We start from the raw sequence: 12,836 nt of genomic DNA, 5'->3' as shown, positions 1-12,836 counted from the left end.
GGACGACTTTGACGGTGCTTCGTCTCAGTGGCGTTCGCATCTGTGCTGGCCAGAGCGTTTTGGTGCGGTGTCGACTGGTTGTGGAGGCTCCAAAGTCGTCCCGTATGGACAAAATCCCGACCTGAGTCTCTCCTGACTCCTGCTGGTTCCGGTCGAAGAGCACCGATGCGTCAGGCCTCTACTTCTACCCTGCTGCGTCGTTGGGGGTCGCCTCATCAAGGTGTGTCAGCACTCCCTCCAAACCTGCCTGCGCCAGTGCCTCGCGGCCGGCCTCGGTGACCTTGACCGCCCTGGTCCGTTCGATGTGCGCGATCCAGTCGCGGCGGAAGAGCACTTCGGTCACTGCCGTCCCCAACCGGCCACCGAGATGGAACCGTCGTTCAGTGGAGTCCATGCACGCCTCCCCGGGAGCGCGAGGCGGCTCCGACAGACCCCAGCCGATCAGGAGGGCTTTCCCGGGGGCGGTCAGCTGCCACAAGGAATCCAGGTAGCCGCACTCCCGGAGCTGCTCGGCCAGCCCCACACCGAGTCGCCCGGCCAGGTGCCGGTAGCAGGTACGGGCCGCGAGCAGTCGCCTGTTCGCCGTCCACGCGTTGAGGCTACGAGCCGTGGGCAGCGTCGAGGCCGCCATCACCCCCATGGCCTCGATGACCCGAGCCGCCTCGGGCCCTGAGAGCACGACGTAGCAGTGACGCCCCTGGCGGATCCTCGTGACGAGGCCACGCTCCGCCAGCACGTCGACATGCTCGCTGGCCGTCGACCGCGCGATCCCGGCGTACGAGCCGAGCTCGCCCACCGTCCAGGCGCGACCGTCCATGAGCGCCGCGCACATGGCCGCCCGCGACGGGTCGGCCAGCGCCGCCGCCGTGCCGGCGACGTCGGGGACCGCCTCAGGGAAGAGGCGATCGGGCATCCGAGACATGCGGCCAGTATGCGCCCGCACCGGTTCGGTCTGGACCGAACAAGGCCCGCTCTAGCCTGCCGGTGACCGGCAGCAACCGGCGCAACGACCAACAAGCAGGGACGGCACGGAAAGGGGACCCTCATGGGCGGCTACCGACGGCGCGGCGCGCTCATCGCGGCGCTGCTCGGATTCTTCATCGTCATGCTCGACACGACGGTCGTCAACGTGGCACTGTCCCGGATCGGCGCGGACCTGGGCGCTCCGGTCGCCTCCCTGCAGTGGGTCGTCGACGCCTACGCCCTCACCTTCGCCGCCCTGCAGCTGTCGGCAGGGGCGGCCTGCGACCGGATGGGCGCCAGAGGCGTCCACCTGCTCGGCCTGGCGGTCTTCGGCCTGCTGTCGGCGGCCTGCGCCCTGGCCCCCAGCAGCGGGGCGCTCATCGCCTTCCGGGCGCTGCAGGGCGTCGGGGCCGCAGCCATCGTCCCGGCCTCCCTGGCGATACTATCCCTCGTCCATGATCGCCCCGCCGACCGGGCCCGAGCCATCGGCCTGTGGGGAGGAGCCGGTGGCATCGCCGCGGCCGTCGGTCCGGTGGCCGGGGGACTGCTCGTGACCTGGACCGGTTGGCGGTTCGTGTTCTGGATGAACCTGCCCCTCGTCGCGGTCGGCATGTGGCTCACCGCCCGCGGCCTGCCCGAGCCGGAGGCGCGGTCGCTGCGACGACGCGGAGGCGGCGACCTGCCCGGGCAGATCCTCTCGGTCGTCGGGCTCGCCGCCGCCACCTACGGGATCATCACCGCGGGCGAGTACGGGTGGAGCCCGCACGTTGCCGCCTCGGCCCTCGCCGGACTGAGCCTGCTGGTGGTCTTCGTCCTGGTCGAGCGCACCGCGGGACGACCGATGCTTCCGGTAGCGGTGTTCTCCCGGCCGCGCTTCGCCGTGGCCGCTGCGGTCGGGTTCGCGCTCAACACCGGCTTCTTCGGCCAGCTCTTCGTCCTGGCCCTGTTCCTGCAGCGCTACCTGGGCTACTCGCCCTGGCTCGCCGGCCTGGCCCTGGCGCCGCAGGCGTGCAGCGCCGTCGTCGCCTCCCCGATGGGAGGCAGGATGACCGCCAGGATCGGGGCGTTCCCCACGATGCTGACGGGCCTGCTCACCGGGGCGGCCGGCTTCTGCGGACTCCTCCTCGCCACGGCGTCGACGCCGTACCCGGTCCTCGCGGCCCTGACCTTCCTGGGCGGTTTCGGAACGGCACTGACCATGCCGGCCGCGACAGCGGCCGCCGTCGCCTCCGCACCGGCGGGGTACACCGGAGTCGCCGGAAGTGTCATCAACGCGGCCCGGCAGACCGGCAGCGTCATGGGCGTGGCGGTCCTTGGCAGCCTGATCGCCTCAGGCGACTTCCTGACCGGATTCCATCGGGCGGTGGCCGGCGCCTCGGCCGTCTTCGCGGTGGCAGCGATCCCCGTCGCCGTTGTCGTCCTCGGGGCGACCGGTCGCCCCGAGGCGCGTGGAGGCACCACAGGCCTCGACGACTGACCCTTGAGGCGCCGGCCGCGCGCCGCAAGGTGCGTCCGCCAGGTTGCCGCCGGGTACGACCGCCTGACCTCCCCGGGGCGCGGTTGGCGGCGGAACGGTGCCCGCTCGGTACCCGCCCGGTGCTCAGTCGCTACTCAGTCGATATCAGTCGATATTCGCCGGCCGGGGCCTGGTGGCGCCGACGACCTGGGCGACGAGTCGGCCCTGGGCCAGGACCCCCTCGATGAGATCGCCCTTCTTGACGTCCTCGGCGCTGGTGATGACCTTCCCGCCGGGGGTGCGCAGGATCGTGTAGCCGCGGTCGAGGACCCCTTGCGGCGACAGGGCCGTCAGGCGGGCGTGGTCGGCGCGCAGGTCCGCGGCCGCCAGCGACAGGCGGTGGCCCACGGCCCGGCGCATCCGGTCGCGGGCCTGGTCGAGCTCGATGACCCGATCGCGCACGATCGAGGTGGGGTCGGCCATGACCGGCCGGGCCCGCAGCTGGTCCAGGGCCGCCTGCTCGGCGTCCAGGCGCGAGGTCAGCACGGTGCGCAGGCGCTCGCGGGCCGAGTCCAGGCCCACGGTCTCCTGGGCGAGATCGGGGACGATCCGGCGGGCGGCATCGGTGGGGGTGGAGGCCCGGTAGTCGGCCACCAGGTCCAGCAGGGGGCAGTCGGTCTCGTGGCCGATCGCCGAGACCAACGGCGTGCGGCAGGCGGCCGCGGCGCGTACGAGTCCCTCGTCGGAGAAGGGCAGCAGGTCCTCGACGGCGCCGCCCCCGCGGGCCACGACGATGACGTCGACCACCGGGTCGGCGTCGAGCTCCTGGATGGCGCGGGTGACCTCGCCGACGGCGCGCACCCCCTGGACGGCGACCTCCCGGACCTCGAAGGGCAGCCCGGGCCAGCGCAGGCGGGCGTTGACCAGGACATCGTCCTTGGCCTTCGCCTCCCGACCGCACACGAGGCCCACCTTGCGCGGCAGGAAGGGCAGGGGCCGCTTGCGCTCGGCGTCGAACAGGCCCTCGGCGGCCAGGATGCGGCGCAGCTGCTCGATGCGGGCCAGCAGGTCACCGACGCCGACGGGCCGGATGTCGTCGGCCTGCAGCTGCAGGGAGCCCCGCTTGGTCCAGAAGGTGGGCTTGGCGCGGATGACAACGCGGGCTCCCTCACTGAGCTCGGCGCCGGTGCGGGCCAGGACGGCGTCGAGGACGCGCGCGTAGATGGCCACCGACATGGACACGTCGGCGTCCGTGTCCCGCAGGGTGAGGAAGGCCATGCCGGCGCCGGGGCGCCGGCTGAGCTGGATGACCTGCCCCTCCACCCACACCTGGCTCATGCGGGCGACGTACTGGTCGATCTTGGAGGACAGCAGTCGCAGCGGCCATGGGTTCTCCGCGGTGGTGAGGTTGGCTCGGGGCGCCAGCTCCCGGCGGCTCCCGTCCACGTCGGGCGCGGGTGCCGGACCACCGGCGGGGGAGGACTGCGGGCTGGGCTGGGTGGGGCTCTGGCCTGTCACATGCACCACTGTGCCACGTCCGCCACTGGGGACCTGGGTCCTACTGTGGCACAGTGGTTGCCGTGACGACCATTGAGCTCGCCAGCGAGCACACCGACGCCGCCACGCCCTCATCGAAGGGCGGCAAGCGGATCCTCTTGGCCGCCCCGCGCGGCTACTGCGCCGGCGTGGACCGCGCCGTCGACGCCGTCGAGCAGGCCCTGGCCCACTACGGGGCACCGGTCTACGTGCGCAAGGAGATCGTCCACAACAAGTTCGTCGTGGACGCCCTCTCGAAGCGCGGTGCCATCTTCGTCTCGGAGACCGACGAGGTGCCGGTGGGCGCCCGTGTCGTCTTCTCCGCCCACGGCGTCTCCCCGGCCGTCCACGCCGAGGCCGCCGAGCGCCGGCTGGCCACGATCGACGCGACCTGCCCGCTGGTGACCAAGGTGCACAAGCAGGCGGTGCGCTTCGCCTCCAAGGACTACGACATCATCCTCGTGGGCCACACCGGCCACGAGGAGGTCGAGGGCACCCAGGGCGAGGCTCCCGAGCACATCCAGGTGGTCAACGGCCCCCACGAGGTGGACCAGGTCGAGGTGCGCGACCCCTCCAAGGTCGTGTGGATCAGCCAGACCACGCTGAGCGTCGACGAGACCCTGGAGACGGTGCGCCTGCTGCGCGAGCGCTTCCCGGAGATGATCGACCCGCCCGGCGAGGACATCTGCTACGCCACCCAGAACCGTCAGGGCGCGGTCAAGCAGATCGCCCCGCAGGTGGACCTCATGATCGTCGTCGGCTCGGGCAACTCCTCCAACTCGGTGCGCCTCAAGGAGGTGGCCCTGGAGGCCGGGGCCGGCGCCTCCCACCGGGTGGACTTCGCCAGTGAGATCGACCCGGCCTGGCTCGACGGCGTCGAGACGATCGGCCTGACCTCGGGCGCCTCAGTGCCGGAGATCCTGGTGCGCGAGGTCATCGAGCGCCTGGCCGAGTTCGGGTTCGACGACGTCGAGGAGGTGCGCACCACCACGGAGAAGATCTCCTTCTCCCTGCCCAAGAACCTGCGCGCCGACCTCATGGCGGCCCCGGGGCGCCCCGGCCCCCACAAGCGCCGCGAGCCGGCCGCCGACCACACCTGCTGACGCCCTACGGGCTCCTGCGAAGGCCGCCGACGGCGCAGCCCGTGAGACCGGCAGCACACATCGGGGCGCGTCAGACAGACCGGACGTGAATGACGGGTTGCGCGCGTAGCGATTACCCTCGGTCGCGTGACACACTCCCATGACGAGTCGGCCCCCAGCAGCCCTCCTTCCGCCGGGCCTGGCGGGCGGTCCGGCGCTGACGGCGCTGGCAGCGATGACCCTGTAGACGCGATGGTCTCCGGCGCCTCCGCCCAGGTCTCCAACGAGGCCCTGGAGGAGGAGAGCGGGCTGCAGCGCAGCCTGACCAACCGGCACATGCAGATGATCGCCATCGGCGGTGCCATCGGCACGGGCCTGTTCGTGGCCTCGGGTGCCACGGTATCCACGGCCGGGCCGGGCGGTGCTCTGGTGGCTTACACGGCGATCGGCCTCATGGTGCTCCTCCTCATGCAGTCGTTGGGTGAGATGACGGCGCACATGCCGGTGGCCGGCTCCTTCCAGACCTACGCCACCCGGTTCGTCAGCCCCTCCTTCGGCTTCGCCATGGGCTGGAACTACTGGTTCAACTGGGCGATCACGGTGGCGGCCGAGCTGGTGGCCGCTGGGATCGTCATGGCCTACTGGCTGCCGGGGGTGCCCTCGTGGATCTGGGCGGCTCTGTTCCTGGCGCTGCTGACGACGCTCAACGCCCTGTCCGCCAGGGCCTTCGGCGAGGGCGAGTTCTGGCTGTCGGCCATCAAGGTGGTCACGGTCATCGTCTTCCTGATGGCGGGCGTGGCCATGATCGCCGGCATCATCGGAGGCAGGCCCGCGGGCTTCGGCAACTGGACCACCGGGGACGCGCCCTTCCACGGCGGGATGCTGGCGATCGTGTCGGTGTTCATGGTGGCCGGGTTCTCCTTCCAGGGCACCGAGCTGGTGGGCGTGGCGGCCGGCGAGGCCCGCAACCCGAGCCGCGACGTGCCCAAGGCGATCCACACGGTGTTCTGGCGGATCATGATCTTCTACATCGGGGCGATCGCCGTGGTCGGCTTCCTGGTTCCCTACACCGATCCCAACCTGCTGCGCTCGGAAACCTCTGACATCTCCTACTCGCCCTTCACCCTGGTCTTCGAGCGGGCGGGGATCGGCATTGCGGCCGCCATGATGAACGCGGTCATCCTCACCGCCGTGCTCAGCGCCGGGAACTCGGGCCTGTACGCCTCGACCCGCATGCTGCACTCGATGGCCCTGCAGGGACAGGCGCCGGCATGGTTCTCCTACGTCAACCGCCACGGGGTCCCGGTGCGGGCCCTGGGGGCGACGGCGCTGGTGGGCGCCGCCGGCTTCCTCACCGCCGTGGTGGGTCAGGACACCGCCTACACCTGGCTGCTCAACGTCTCCGCCCTGTGCGGCTTCATCGTGTGGCTGGGGATCGCCGTGTGCCACTTCCGTTTCCGGCGTGCCTACGTGCTCCAGGGCCATGACCCGGCCGACCTCCCCTACCGGGCGCCCTGGTTCCCGCTGGGGCCGGTCCTGGCCTTCATCCTGTGCGCCCTGGTGATCCTGGGCCAGAACTACGAGGCGGTCTTCAAGGGCCAGCTGCTGGAGGTGCTCTCCTCCTACATCGGCCTGCCGGTCTTCGGGGCCATCTGGCTGGGGCACCGAATCGTCTCCGGATCGCGCGCGGTGCGCCTGGAGGACGCCGACGTCTCCGGCGTCGTCGTCCACGAGCGCCACTGAGTCGAGCCCTCCTCCACCTATCCGACGTCGGGCCACCGGCCAGCTGCCGGTGGCCCGACGTCGGCTCGTACTGGAACCTGCACGAGGGCGGGGAACCGCTCAGGATCGGGCGCCTACAGCAAGGACTGCACCCGCACCGTGACCTGGGGCGTGTTCCGGTTTCCGACGCCGGAGGAGTCGGAGTCCTGGCGTGTCTCGGAGGCGTCGTCGTGCTCGCCCGCCTCCGACAGGGCCCGGATGATGGTCTCCTGGACGTCGCGCACGATCTCCTTGACGGGCCGTGAGCCGTCGATACCGATCTCGATGACGGCCCTGTGCGAACCCGCCTCGACGACGACTCCGAAGCGGGCCTGACGAGGGTCCTGCTGCCGGATGCGGCTGCCGATCGCCCTCAACGTGCTGCCGATCCCCGGCTCGATTCCTCGTACGCCGGGGACAGCAGTGACCAGGTTGGCCAGCTCGGCTGCTGAGAGGCTAGTCGTCATCGTGGAGATCCTCGATGTGGACGTTGACGGTCGGGGACACCCCTAGGTTCTCATAGCAGGCTCCTCGAACGGCGTCGCGGACCCGCTGGGCGAGCTGCGGCAGGCTGTCCGTGGTGACGTGGGCGGAGATCCGGCAGGAGATGGTCTCCGGAACCCCCAGCCCACGGTGGTCCTTATCCGAGGGCCCGTGTTCGAAGGAGGATCGTAGGGCGCGCGCGCCGGGCACGGAGTCCACGGTTCGTCGGATGAGTGCCCGCAGCGAGAACTCGGACATGCTGTAGGGTCCCAGGTCGGTTGCCGGCATCTGCACCTGGGCGCCGTGACGGGTCTCGGCGAGGACGGCGTCCATCAGGTGGCGCTGCGGCATGACCGAGGTGCTCGCCTGAGACTCCAGCTGGTCCCACTCCTCGTGGAGGGAGGCGATCAGTCGCAGGTACTCCCGCGTGTCCGCGTCGTCCTGCTCATGAGACCGGGCGAATGACCTGTCCGACGCCGTCGAGCGTCGGGCGCTGCGTGAGAGCTGGTTGGCAGTGCTCATGCCCACTCCTTCATCTGGCGCATGACGAGAGAGCGGGCGCGTGCCAGTCTCCCGCGGACGGTGGACTCGGTGAGGTTCAGGGTCTGGGCGATCTCCTCGTAGGACATGTCGTCGACCTCTCGGAGCACCCAGACGATGCGCAGCTCGGGCCGCACGGAGGCCAGCAGGCCGGCCAGTGCCTCGATCTGGGCATTGACCTCATTGGACTCGGCCGGGTCAGCGGTGCTGTTCGACGTCGTCTCCGCCATGGCGCTCGCGGTCTCGAGACTCTCGGCGTCGTAGGGGTCGGTGGCTCGGCGCTGGCGCTTGCGCGTCATGCTGGTGGCTTTGTTGGTGCAGATCCGCATGAGCCAGCCCCGAAAGGCGTCAGGCTCCCTGACCAGGTGAAGACTGCGCCAGGCCTGGATGAGGGTTTCCTGGACGATGTCCTCACTGTCGTGACGGTTCCGCACGATCATGTAGGCGGTGCGGAACAGGCGCCCCTGGTAACGCTCGACGAGCTGTTCGAAGGCGTTGATGTCTCCATCCTGGGCACGCAGGACCAGGTAGCGGTCCCTGTCATGGGACGGAGCGGGCGGAGCGCTCGGTTGTGCGGCTTGATGTGGACGCGGGCGAGGCGCCGGCACTGCCTCGTCCTGCTTCTCATGCGTCATCGCCATCCCCGGTGCTCTCGGGTGCGTGTCGCCCTGTGACGGTCTGTGAGACGTTGCGCGAGGTCGAGGATCGCTCCAGGTGCACCAGGGTGTCGATTTGCCTGGGGCGCGTGCCCAGGGACGTGGTCACGTCATCCTCGAGCCGGCGCCTGAGATCGGCGACGGCCCACTCGACCTCGCTGCCCTGGGACACGGTGGTGGTCGCTTGGACCCACAGGCTGCTCGGTGAGCCGGTGACCCACACAGTGCACCGCTCCACCCCGGGGACGTCCTGGGCTCGCTCGGACAGGGCCTGTGCCAGGACGTCGGGGCTGACGGTGGCCAGCAGGACGCCCTCGGAGTCGCTGAACCTCAGGGGCGAGGCGGCCGCCTTGCGGGGGACCTGCATGGCGAGGAGGGCCAGCCCGGCGATGATGGCGAGGACTGACGCCAGCGCGGCGGTCGGCAGGAGCCAGTGCGCCTGGGCCGTGATGACGCTGTCCACCCGGTCCTGCGCAGTGGCCAGGAACGGGGCGACGTCGGGCCAGGACCGACCGGTGTCGAGGCCGGAGGCCAGCAGCCAGGACGCCGCTGCCGCGATGAGAAGTCCGCAGCCGGCCAGGGCCGTCCTGTTGAGGACGCCAGATACTGAGCGCATAGTGTTTTCCCTTTCAGCTCGTGTGCCGGATCCGCACGCGGCTGCGTGTGATGCCCACGGGCTTGAGCGCGTCCAGGGCCTCATCGGCCTTCTTACGGGCGGCTTCACGCACCGGGGCGAGGTCGTCCAGGACGCTGAGCACGACGACGTCGACTCGTGAGCGACGGGCGGTGACGGTGACGGAGTGGACGCCGTCGACCTGCTCGACCTGGGTCCTCACCAGGCCGGCCAGGTCCCGGCGCGTCACCGCGGTCTGGCCGGGGACGGCGTCGGGGAGGATCTCGACGCGCTCGGGGACCCCCGGCCATAGGGCCATGAGGATCATGACCAGGCCGCATACGGCGACGATCCCGGCGATGATGAGCACTGCGACGGATCCGAGGGTGGCGGATCCGATGGCGTCGAGCGTGGTGACGGCCCGGTCTGGCCAGGTGCCGCTCACGATCCGGTGCCCCAGCAGCCAGGCCCCCAGGCCTCCGGCGGTGAGCAGCAGCAGCGCCAGGATGATGCTGGGTATGCTGCGGGACGGGCGACGAATGAGTTTCTGGACGGGTGCTCTCATTTCAGGCTCTTCCTGACGTGGCTGCTCGGATTGAGCCAGGAGATCTCGAGGTCGATCTTGCCGACGCTCAGCCCGGTGAGGTGCTCGACGCGGCTGCGCACGTGTGCGCGCAGGTCCTCGATGGCGGAGGTCAGCGGCGTGGGGAAGACCAGGCCGAGGTCGAGGTGGAGGACGGCGACCTGTCCGTAGAGCTCGCACTGGGCCTCGGGCCGGGACTCGAAGTTGCGGCGGGTGCCGATTCCCAGGAGCCCTCCGGCGTTGGAGCCGACGTTGCCGGTCTCATAGGCGGCCTGGGCGGCGATCTGGGCGACGACTCGGGCCGGAATGGTGGTGACGCCGCGCTGCTCCCGGGAGGAGTCCTCATGCCGGGCGGGCCCCGGCTGCGTGATGGCGGGCTGGGTCGCGGTCGCCATCGTCACTTCCTTCGCCGATCCAGGATGCTTCGGACATCGACCCGGCCCTCCAGGTAGAGGCCCACCGCCAATCCGGCCAGGCCGCACAGGGCCACCAGGACGAAGTCGGCGAAGGAGCCGAAGGCGAGAATGCTTCCAAGGAACAGGCCCACCAGGAGGGCCAGGTACGTTGTCTTCATGAGAGCTCCTCAGATCAGGGCGTCGGGACGGATCACTTGAGGTCGGCGGCGTCGGCTGCGTCGGAGTCCTCGTCCGGCAGGTGGACGTCGGTGACGTTGATGTTGACCTCGACGACCTCCAGGCCGGTGGTGCCCTCGATCTGCTCGATGATGTTGCGGCGGATGGCGTCGGCGACCTCGACGATGGAGACGCCGTACTCGACCACCACGGTGACCTCGACGGCGGCCTGGGTCTCGCCCTTCTGGACGCTGATGCCGCCGGCGACGTTGGTCTGGGCGTTGGGGATGCGGTCGGTCACCGCGCTGAAGGCGCGGCGCACGGCGTTGCCCATGTCGTAGACGCCGGGCACCTCACGAGCGGCCATGCCGGCGATCTTGGCGACGACGTTCTCGTCGATGGTGGTCACGCCGTGCGAGGTCTGGAGGGGGCCGCGAGGGGTCTGCTTCTCCTCGACCTGCTCGTGGTACTCACGCTGCTGGCCGGTCTGGGGAATGGCGTTGTTGCTCATTGGAGCCTCTTTCGTTGATCCGTGAGATGGATAGTGACGGAATGTGGTAGTGCGCGGGCCAGCAACTGGTCCGTCAAGATGCCTCAGTGGTTTCCGTGGCCGGCCCGTGTGACTGGCCGTTGTGACTGACTGTTTTCGCTGTCCGTCATGACTGCCGCGCTGATAGGAGGACGCTGCCGGCCGGGGAATCCTCACGCCCTCAACCCATGGCTTGCGTCACAGAAACGGCGAAGCGGGTTTCGAGGAGGCGATGAATGCCTCCACGAAACCCGCTTCGGGGCGCCGAGCGCCTACTTCCTACCGGTGATGCCCAGGTAGATGGAGATCGCGACGATGGCGGCGACGATGGACAGGGCCCACCTGATCCAGTCGATCCCGTTGGTGTGGGCGACACCGAAGAAGCCGGCGACTGTGCTTCCGATGAGCGCGCCCACGGCGCCCAGTACGATGGTCCACAGCACCGAGATGTTCTGCTCGCCCCGCATGATGAGTCGAGCCAGGGCGCCGATGACGGCGCCGGCGATGATCATTCCGATGATTGACAGCATGGTGTCTTCCTCCAAGTGTGTCCGATGAGGCGAGAGTACGTCTCATATGGACGTTGGTACGGTTGTACAGCGTGCCAGCCAGTCATGAGACGAGCGGCAACACTCCCTGATAGACGCCATGGAACGACTGATCGTCACGGACTTCTTGTGTGTCGTGTGTTACCTACCGGTGGGTGGCGGTGCCGATCTCCTCACCGTTAATCCCCTCCGCGAGCTCGGGCGCGGTGAAGGTGCGCACCTGGGCGGCGTCGGCACTGATGAGCGCGGGGGAGTCCACCTGCTCTCCGAGGGTCTCCAGGGAGCGGGCGGTCACCAGCAGCCGGTTCTCCATGGAGCCGACCGCCTTGTTGTAGGCGGTGACGCTGCGCCGCAGCGCCGCACCCAGGGCATCGAGATGGCCGGCGACTGTCCCCAGCCGCTCGTAGAGGGTGCGGCCGAGCTCGAGCAGCTCGCGGGCGTCGTCGTTGACGGCGGTGCGCGCCCAGGCCGTGGCGCAGGTGCGCAGCAGGGTCAGCAGCGACACGGGCGAGGCCAGAGCGACTCCGCGCCCCAACGCGTGCTCCAGAAGCGCGGGGTCCGCCTCCAGGGCGGCTGAGAGCACTGCCTCGGCCGGGACGAAGAGCACCACGAGCTCGGGTGATTCCCCCAGCGCCCGGTCGTAGCGGCGCGCGGCGAGCTGGTCGACGTGCCCGCGCAGCGCCTTGGCGTGAGCGGCCAGGAGCTCGCCGCGCCGGTCCTCGTCCTCCGGGGAGGCTCCCTGGACGGCGGTGGCCGCCAGGTAGGAGTCCATGGGCGCCTTGGCGTCCACGGCCAGGTAACCGTCCCCGGGCAGGTGGACGACGACGTCGGGCCGGGCCCTCCCGGCAGCACCGTCACCGAGGGCGGCCGAGGCCCCCGCGCCGCCGCGCCTCTGGACCAGCGCCCCGATGGTGCGCTGCTCGGAGAAGTCGACGTGTCGCATCATCCCGGAGGCCTCCAGTACGCGAGCCAGTTCGACCTCACCCCACATGCCGCGCGCTGAGCGCGAGCGCAGCGCGCCCTCCAGGGAGGCCGTGGAGCGGGCCAGGTCCCGCTCGCGCAGGGCGGTTGCCCGAAGTTGCTCAGCCAGGGCCGCGTGCTGCTCGGCCCGCTGCTTCTCCAAGGAGTCCACCCGAGCCCCCACCTGCTCGAGTTGGCTGCGCACCGGCGCCAGGGCCCGCAGCACGGACCCGTCCCGCTCGGCGCGCTCCTCGGCCACCTGGGTGCGCGAGGACAGCTCCTCGGCCCGGGCCTGCCACTGGGCGGCCTGTGCCCGCAGCTGCGCCACCTGCTCGTGGTCCGAGCGGTCCACCGTGGTGCGCCGGGAGATCGCTCCGATGTAGCCGATGACCACCCCGATCGCCAGACCGATGAGGAGCAGGAGGAGGGGAAGAAGGACGGGTGAGGAGCTCATGAACCGATAGTGCCCCAAGTGGGTGACATCTATTCCGGGCCCTTAAGCGATCTCCTCAGACTGTCGTAGCGACGCCGCACGGCTCGTGACGTGAGTATGC

The 12,836-nt window shown here is 70.1% G+C and carries 15 protein-coding genes; 3 read left to right on the top strand and 12 right to left on the bottom strand.

All coding sequences use genetic code 11. The annotated features are described in order from the left end of the window. Nucleotides 1–184: 184 nt before the first annotated feature. Nucleotides 185–922 carry an ArsR/SmtB family transcription factor gene (locus BQ8008_RS09070; RefSeq protein ID WP_108833726.1) on the bottom strand — a complete coding sequence of 246 codons (738 nt, stop codon included), beginning with the start codon at nucleotides 920–922 and terminating at the stop codon, nucleotides 185–187. Nucleotides 923–1,045: 123 nt separating this feature from the next. On the opposite strand from BQ8008_RS09070, the gene BQ8008_RS09065 reads away from it, so the two are divergent. Beyond that, nucleotides 1,046–2,440 carry an MFS transporter gene (locus BQ8008_RS09065; RefSeq protein ID WP_108833725.1) on the top strand — a complete coding sequence of 465 codons (1,395 nt, stop codon included), beginning with the start codon at nucleotides 1,046–1,048 and terminating at the stop codon, nucleotides 2,438–2,440. 144 nt (nucleotides 2,441–2,584) lie between these two features. On the opposite strand, the gene xseA is transcribed toward BQ8008_RS09065, so the two are convergent. Then, nucleotides 2,585–3,946: an exodeoxyribonuclease VII large subunit gene (gene xseA / locus BQ8008_RS09060; protein ID WP_108833724.1), complete on the bottom strand. Its 1,362-nt coding sequence runs from the start codon at nucleotides 3,944–3,946 to the stop codon at nucleotides 2,585–2,587. A 44-nt stretch (nucleotides 3,947–3,990) separates the two neighbouring features. Here xseA and BQ8008_RS09055 point away from each other — a divergent pair, with 44 nt between their 5' ends. Then, nucleotides 3,991–5,058, top strand: a complete 1,068-nt coding sequence (locus tag BQ8008_RS09055) for a 4-hydroxy-3-methylbut-2-enyl diphosphate reductase (protein WP_199907971.1) — start codon at nucleotides 3,991–3,993, stop codon at nucleotides 5,056–5,058. A gap of 126 nt (nucleotides 5,059–5,184) precedes the next feature. Next, a complete protein-coding gene (locus tag BQ8008_RS09050; protein WP_108833723.1) occupies nucleotides 5,185–6,780 on the top strand; it encodes an amino acid permease in 1,596 nt (531 codons plus the stop codon). A 113-nt stretch (nucleotides 6,781–6,893) separates the two neighbouring features. Here BQ8008_RS09050 and BQ8008_RS09045 read toward each other — a convergent pair whose 3' ends face one another. The 10 genes from BQ8008_RS09045 to BQ8008_RS09005 all read right to left on the bottom strand — a co-directional run bounded on the left by BQ8008_RS09045 (nucleotide 6,894) and on the right by BQ8008_RS09005 (nucleotide 12,736). Then, nucleotides 6,894–7,265 carry a transcriptional regulator gene (locus tag BQ8008_RS09045; RefSeq protein ID WP_108833722.1) on the bottom strand — a complete coding sequence of 124 codons (372 nt, stop codon included), beginning with the start codon at nucleotides 7,263–7,265 and terminating at the stop codon, nucleotides 6,894–6,896. After that, nucleotides 7,255–7,803: a hypothetical protein gene (locus tag BQ8008_RS09040; RefSeq protein WP_108833721.1), complete on the bottom strand. Its 549-nt coding sequence runs from the start codon at nucleotides 7,801–7,803 to the stop codon at nucleotides 7,255–7,257. The genes BQ8008_RS09045 and BQ8008_RS09040 overlap by 11 nt, the downstream gene beginning before the upstream one ends. Beyond that, a complete protein-coding gene (locus BQ8008_RS09035; protein WP_108833720.1) occupies nucleotides 7,800–8,456 on the bottom strand; it encodes an RNA polymerase sigma factor in 657 nt (218 codons plus the stop codon). Before BQ8008_RS09035 ends, BQ8008_RS09040 begins: the two co-directional genes overlap by 4 nt. After that, nucleotides 8,446–9,093 carry a hypothetical protein gene (locus BQ8008_RS09030; protein ID WP_108833719.1) on the bottom strand — a complete coding sequence of 216 codons (648 nt, stop codon included), beginning with the start codon at nucleotides 9,091–9,093 and terminating at the stop codon, nucleotides 8,446–8,448. Before BQ8008_RS09030 ends, BQ8008_RS09035 begins: the two co-directional genes overlap by 11 nt. A 13-nt stretch (nucleotides 9,094–9,106) precedes the next feature. After that, on the bottom strand, nucleotides 9,107–9,655 hold the full coding sequence (locus BQ8008_RS09025; protein WP_108833718.1) for a DUF6286 domain-containing protein: 549 nt from the start codon (nucleotides 9,653–9,655) through the stop codon (nucleotides 9,107–9,109). Next, nucleotides 9,652–10,068: a hypothetical protein gene (locus BQ8008_RS09020; protein ID WP_108833717.1), complete on the bottom strand. Its 417-nt coding sequence runs from the start codon at nucleotides 10,066–10,068 to the stop codon at nucleotides 9,652–9,654. Before BQ8008_RS09020 ends, BQ8008_RS09025 begins: the two co-directional genes overlap by 4 nt. A 2-nt stretch (nucleotides 10,069–10,070) precedes the next feature. Then, nucleotides 10,071–10,247: a hypothetical protein gene (locus tag BQ8008_RS13455; protein WP_199907970.1), complete on the bottom strand. Its 177-nt coding sequence runs from the start codon at nucleotides 10,245–10,247 to the stop codon at nucleotides 10,071–10,073. A gap of 32 nt (nucleotides 10,248–10,279) precedes the next feature. Then, the gene (locus tag BQ8008_RS09015) at nucleotides 10,280–10,756 is read right to left on the bottom strand and encodes an Asp23/Gls24 family envelope stress response protein (RefSeq protein WP_108833716.1); all 477 of its coding nucleotides are present in this window, start codon (nucleotides 10,754–10,756) and stop codon (nucleotides 10,280–10,282) included. A 290-nt stretch (nucleotides 10,757–11,046) separates the two neighbouring features. After that, entirely contained in the window at nucleotides 11,047–11,304 is a 258-nt protein-coding gene (locus BQ8008_RS09010) for a GlsB/YeaQ/YmgE family stress response membrane protein (protein WP_108833715.1), read from the bottom strand. 163 nt (nucleotides 11,305–11,467) lie between these two features. Continuing rightward, nucleotides 11,468–12,736 carry a DNA recombination protein RmuC gene (locus BQ8008_RS09005; RefSeq protein ID WP_108833714.1) on the bottom strand — a complete coding sequence of 423 codons (1,269 nt, stop codon included), beginning with the start codon at nucleotides 12,734–12,736 and terminating at the stop codon, nucleotides 11,468–11,470. Between the last annotated feature and the right edge of the window lie 100 nt (nucleotides 12,737–12,836).

Source organism: Actinomyces sp. Marseille-P3109, from assembly GCF_900323545.1.
In the GTDB taxonomy this organism is placed as follows: domain Bacteria; phylum Actinomycetota; class Actinomycetes; order Actinomycetales; family Actinomycetaceae; genus Actinomyces.
Note: the sequence above shows the minus strand (reverse complement) of the source record. Positions and strands in the feature narration are given on the sequence as shown.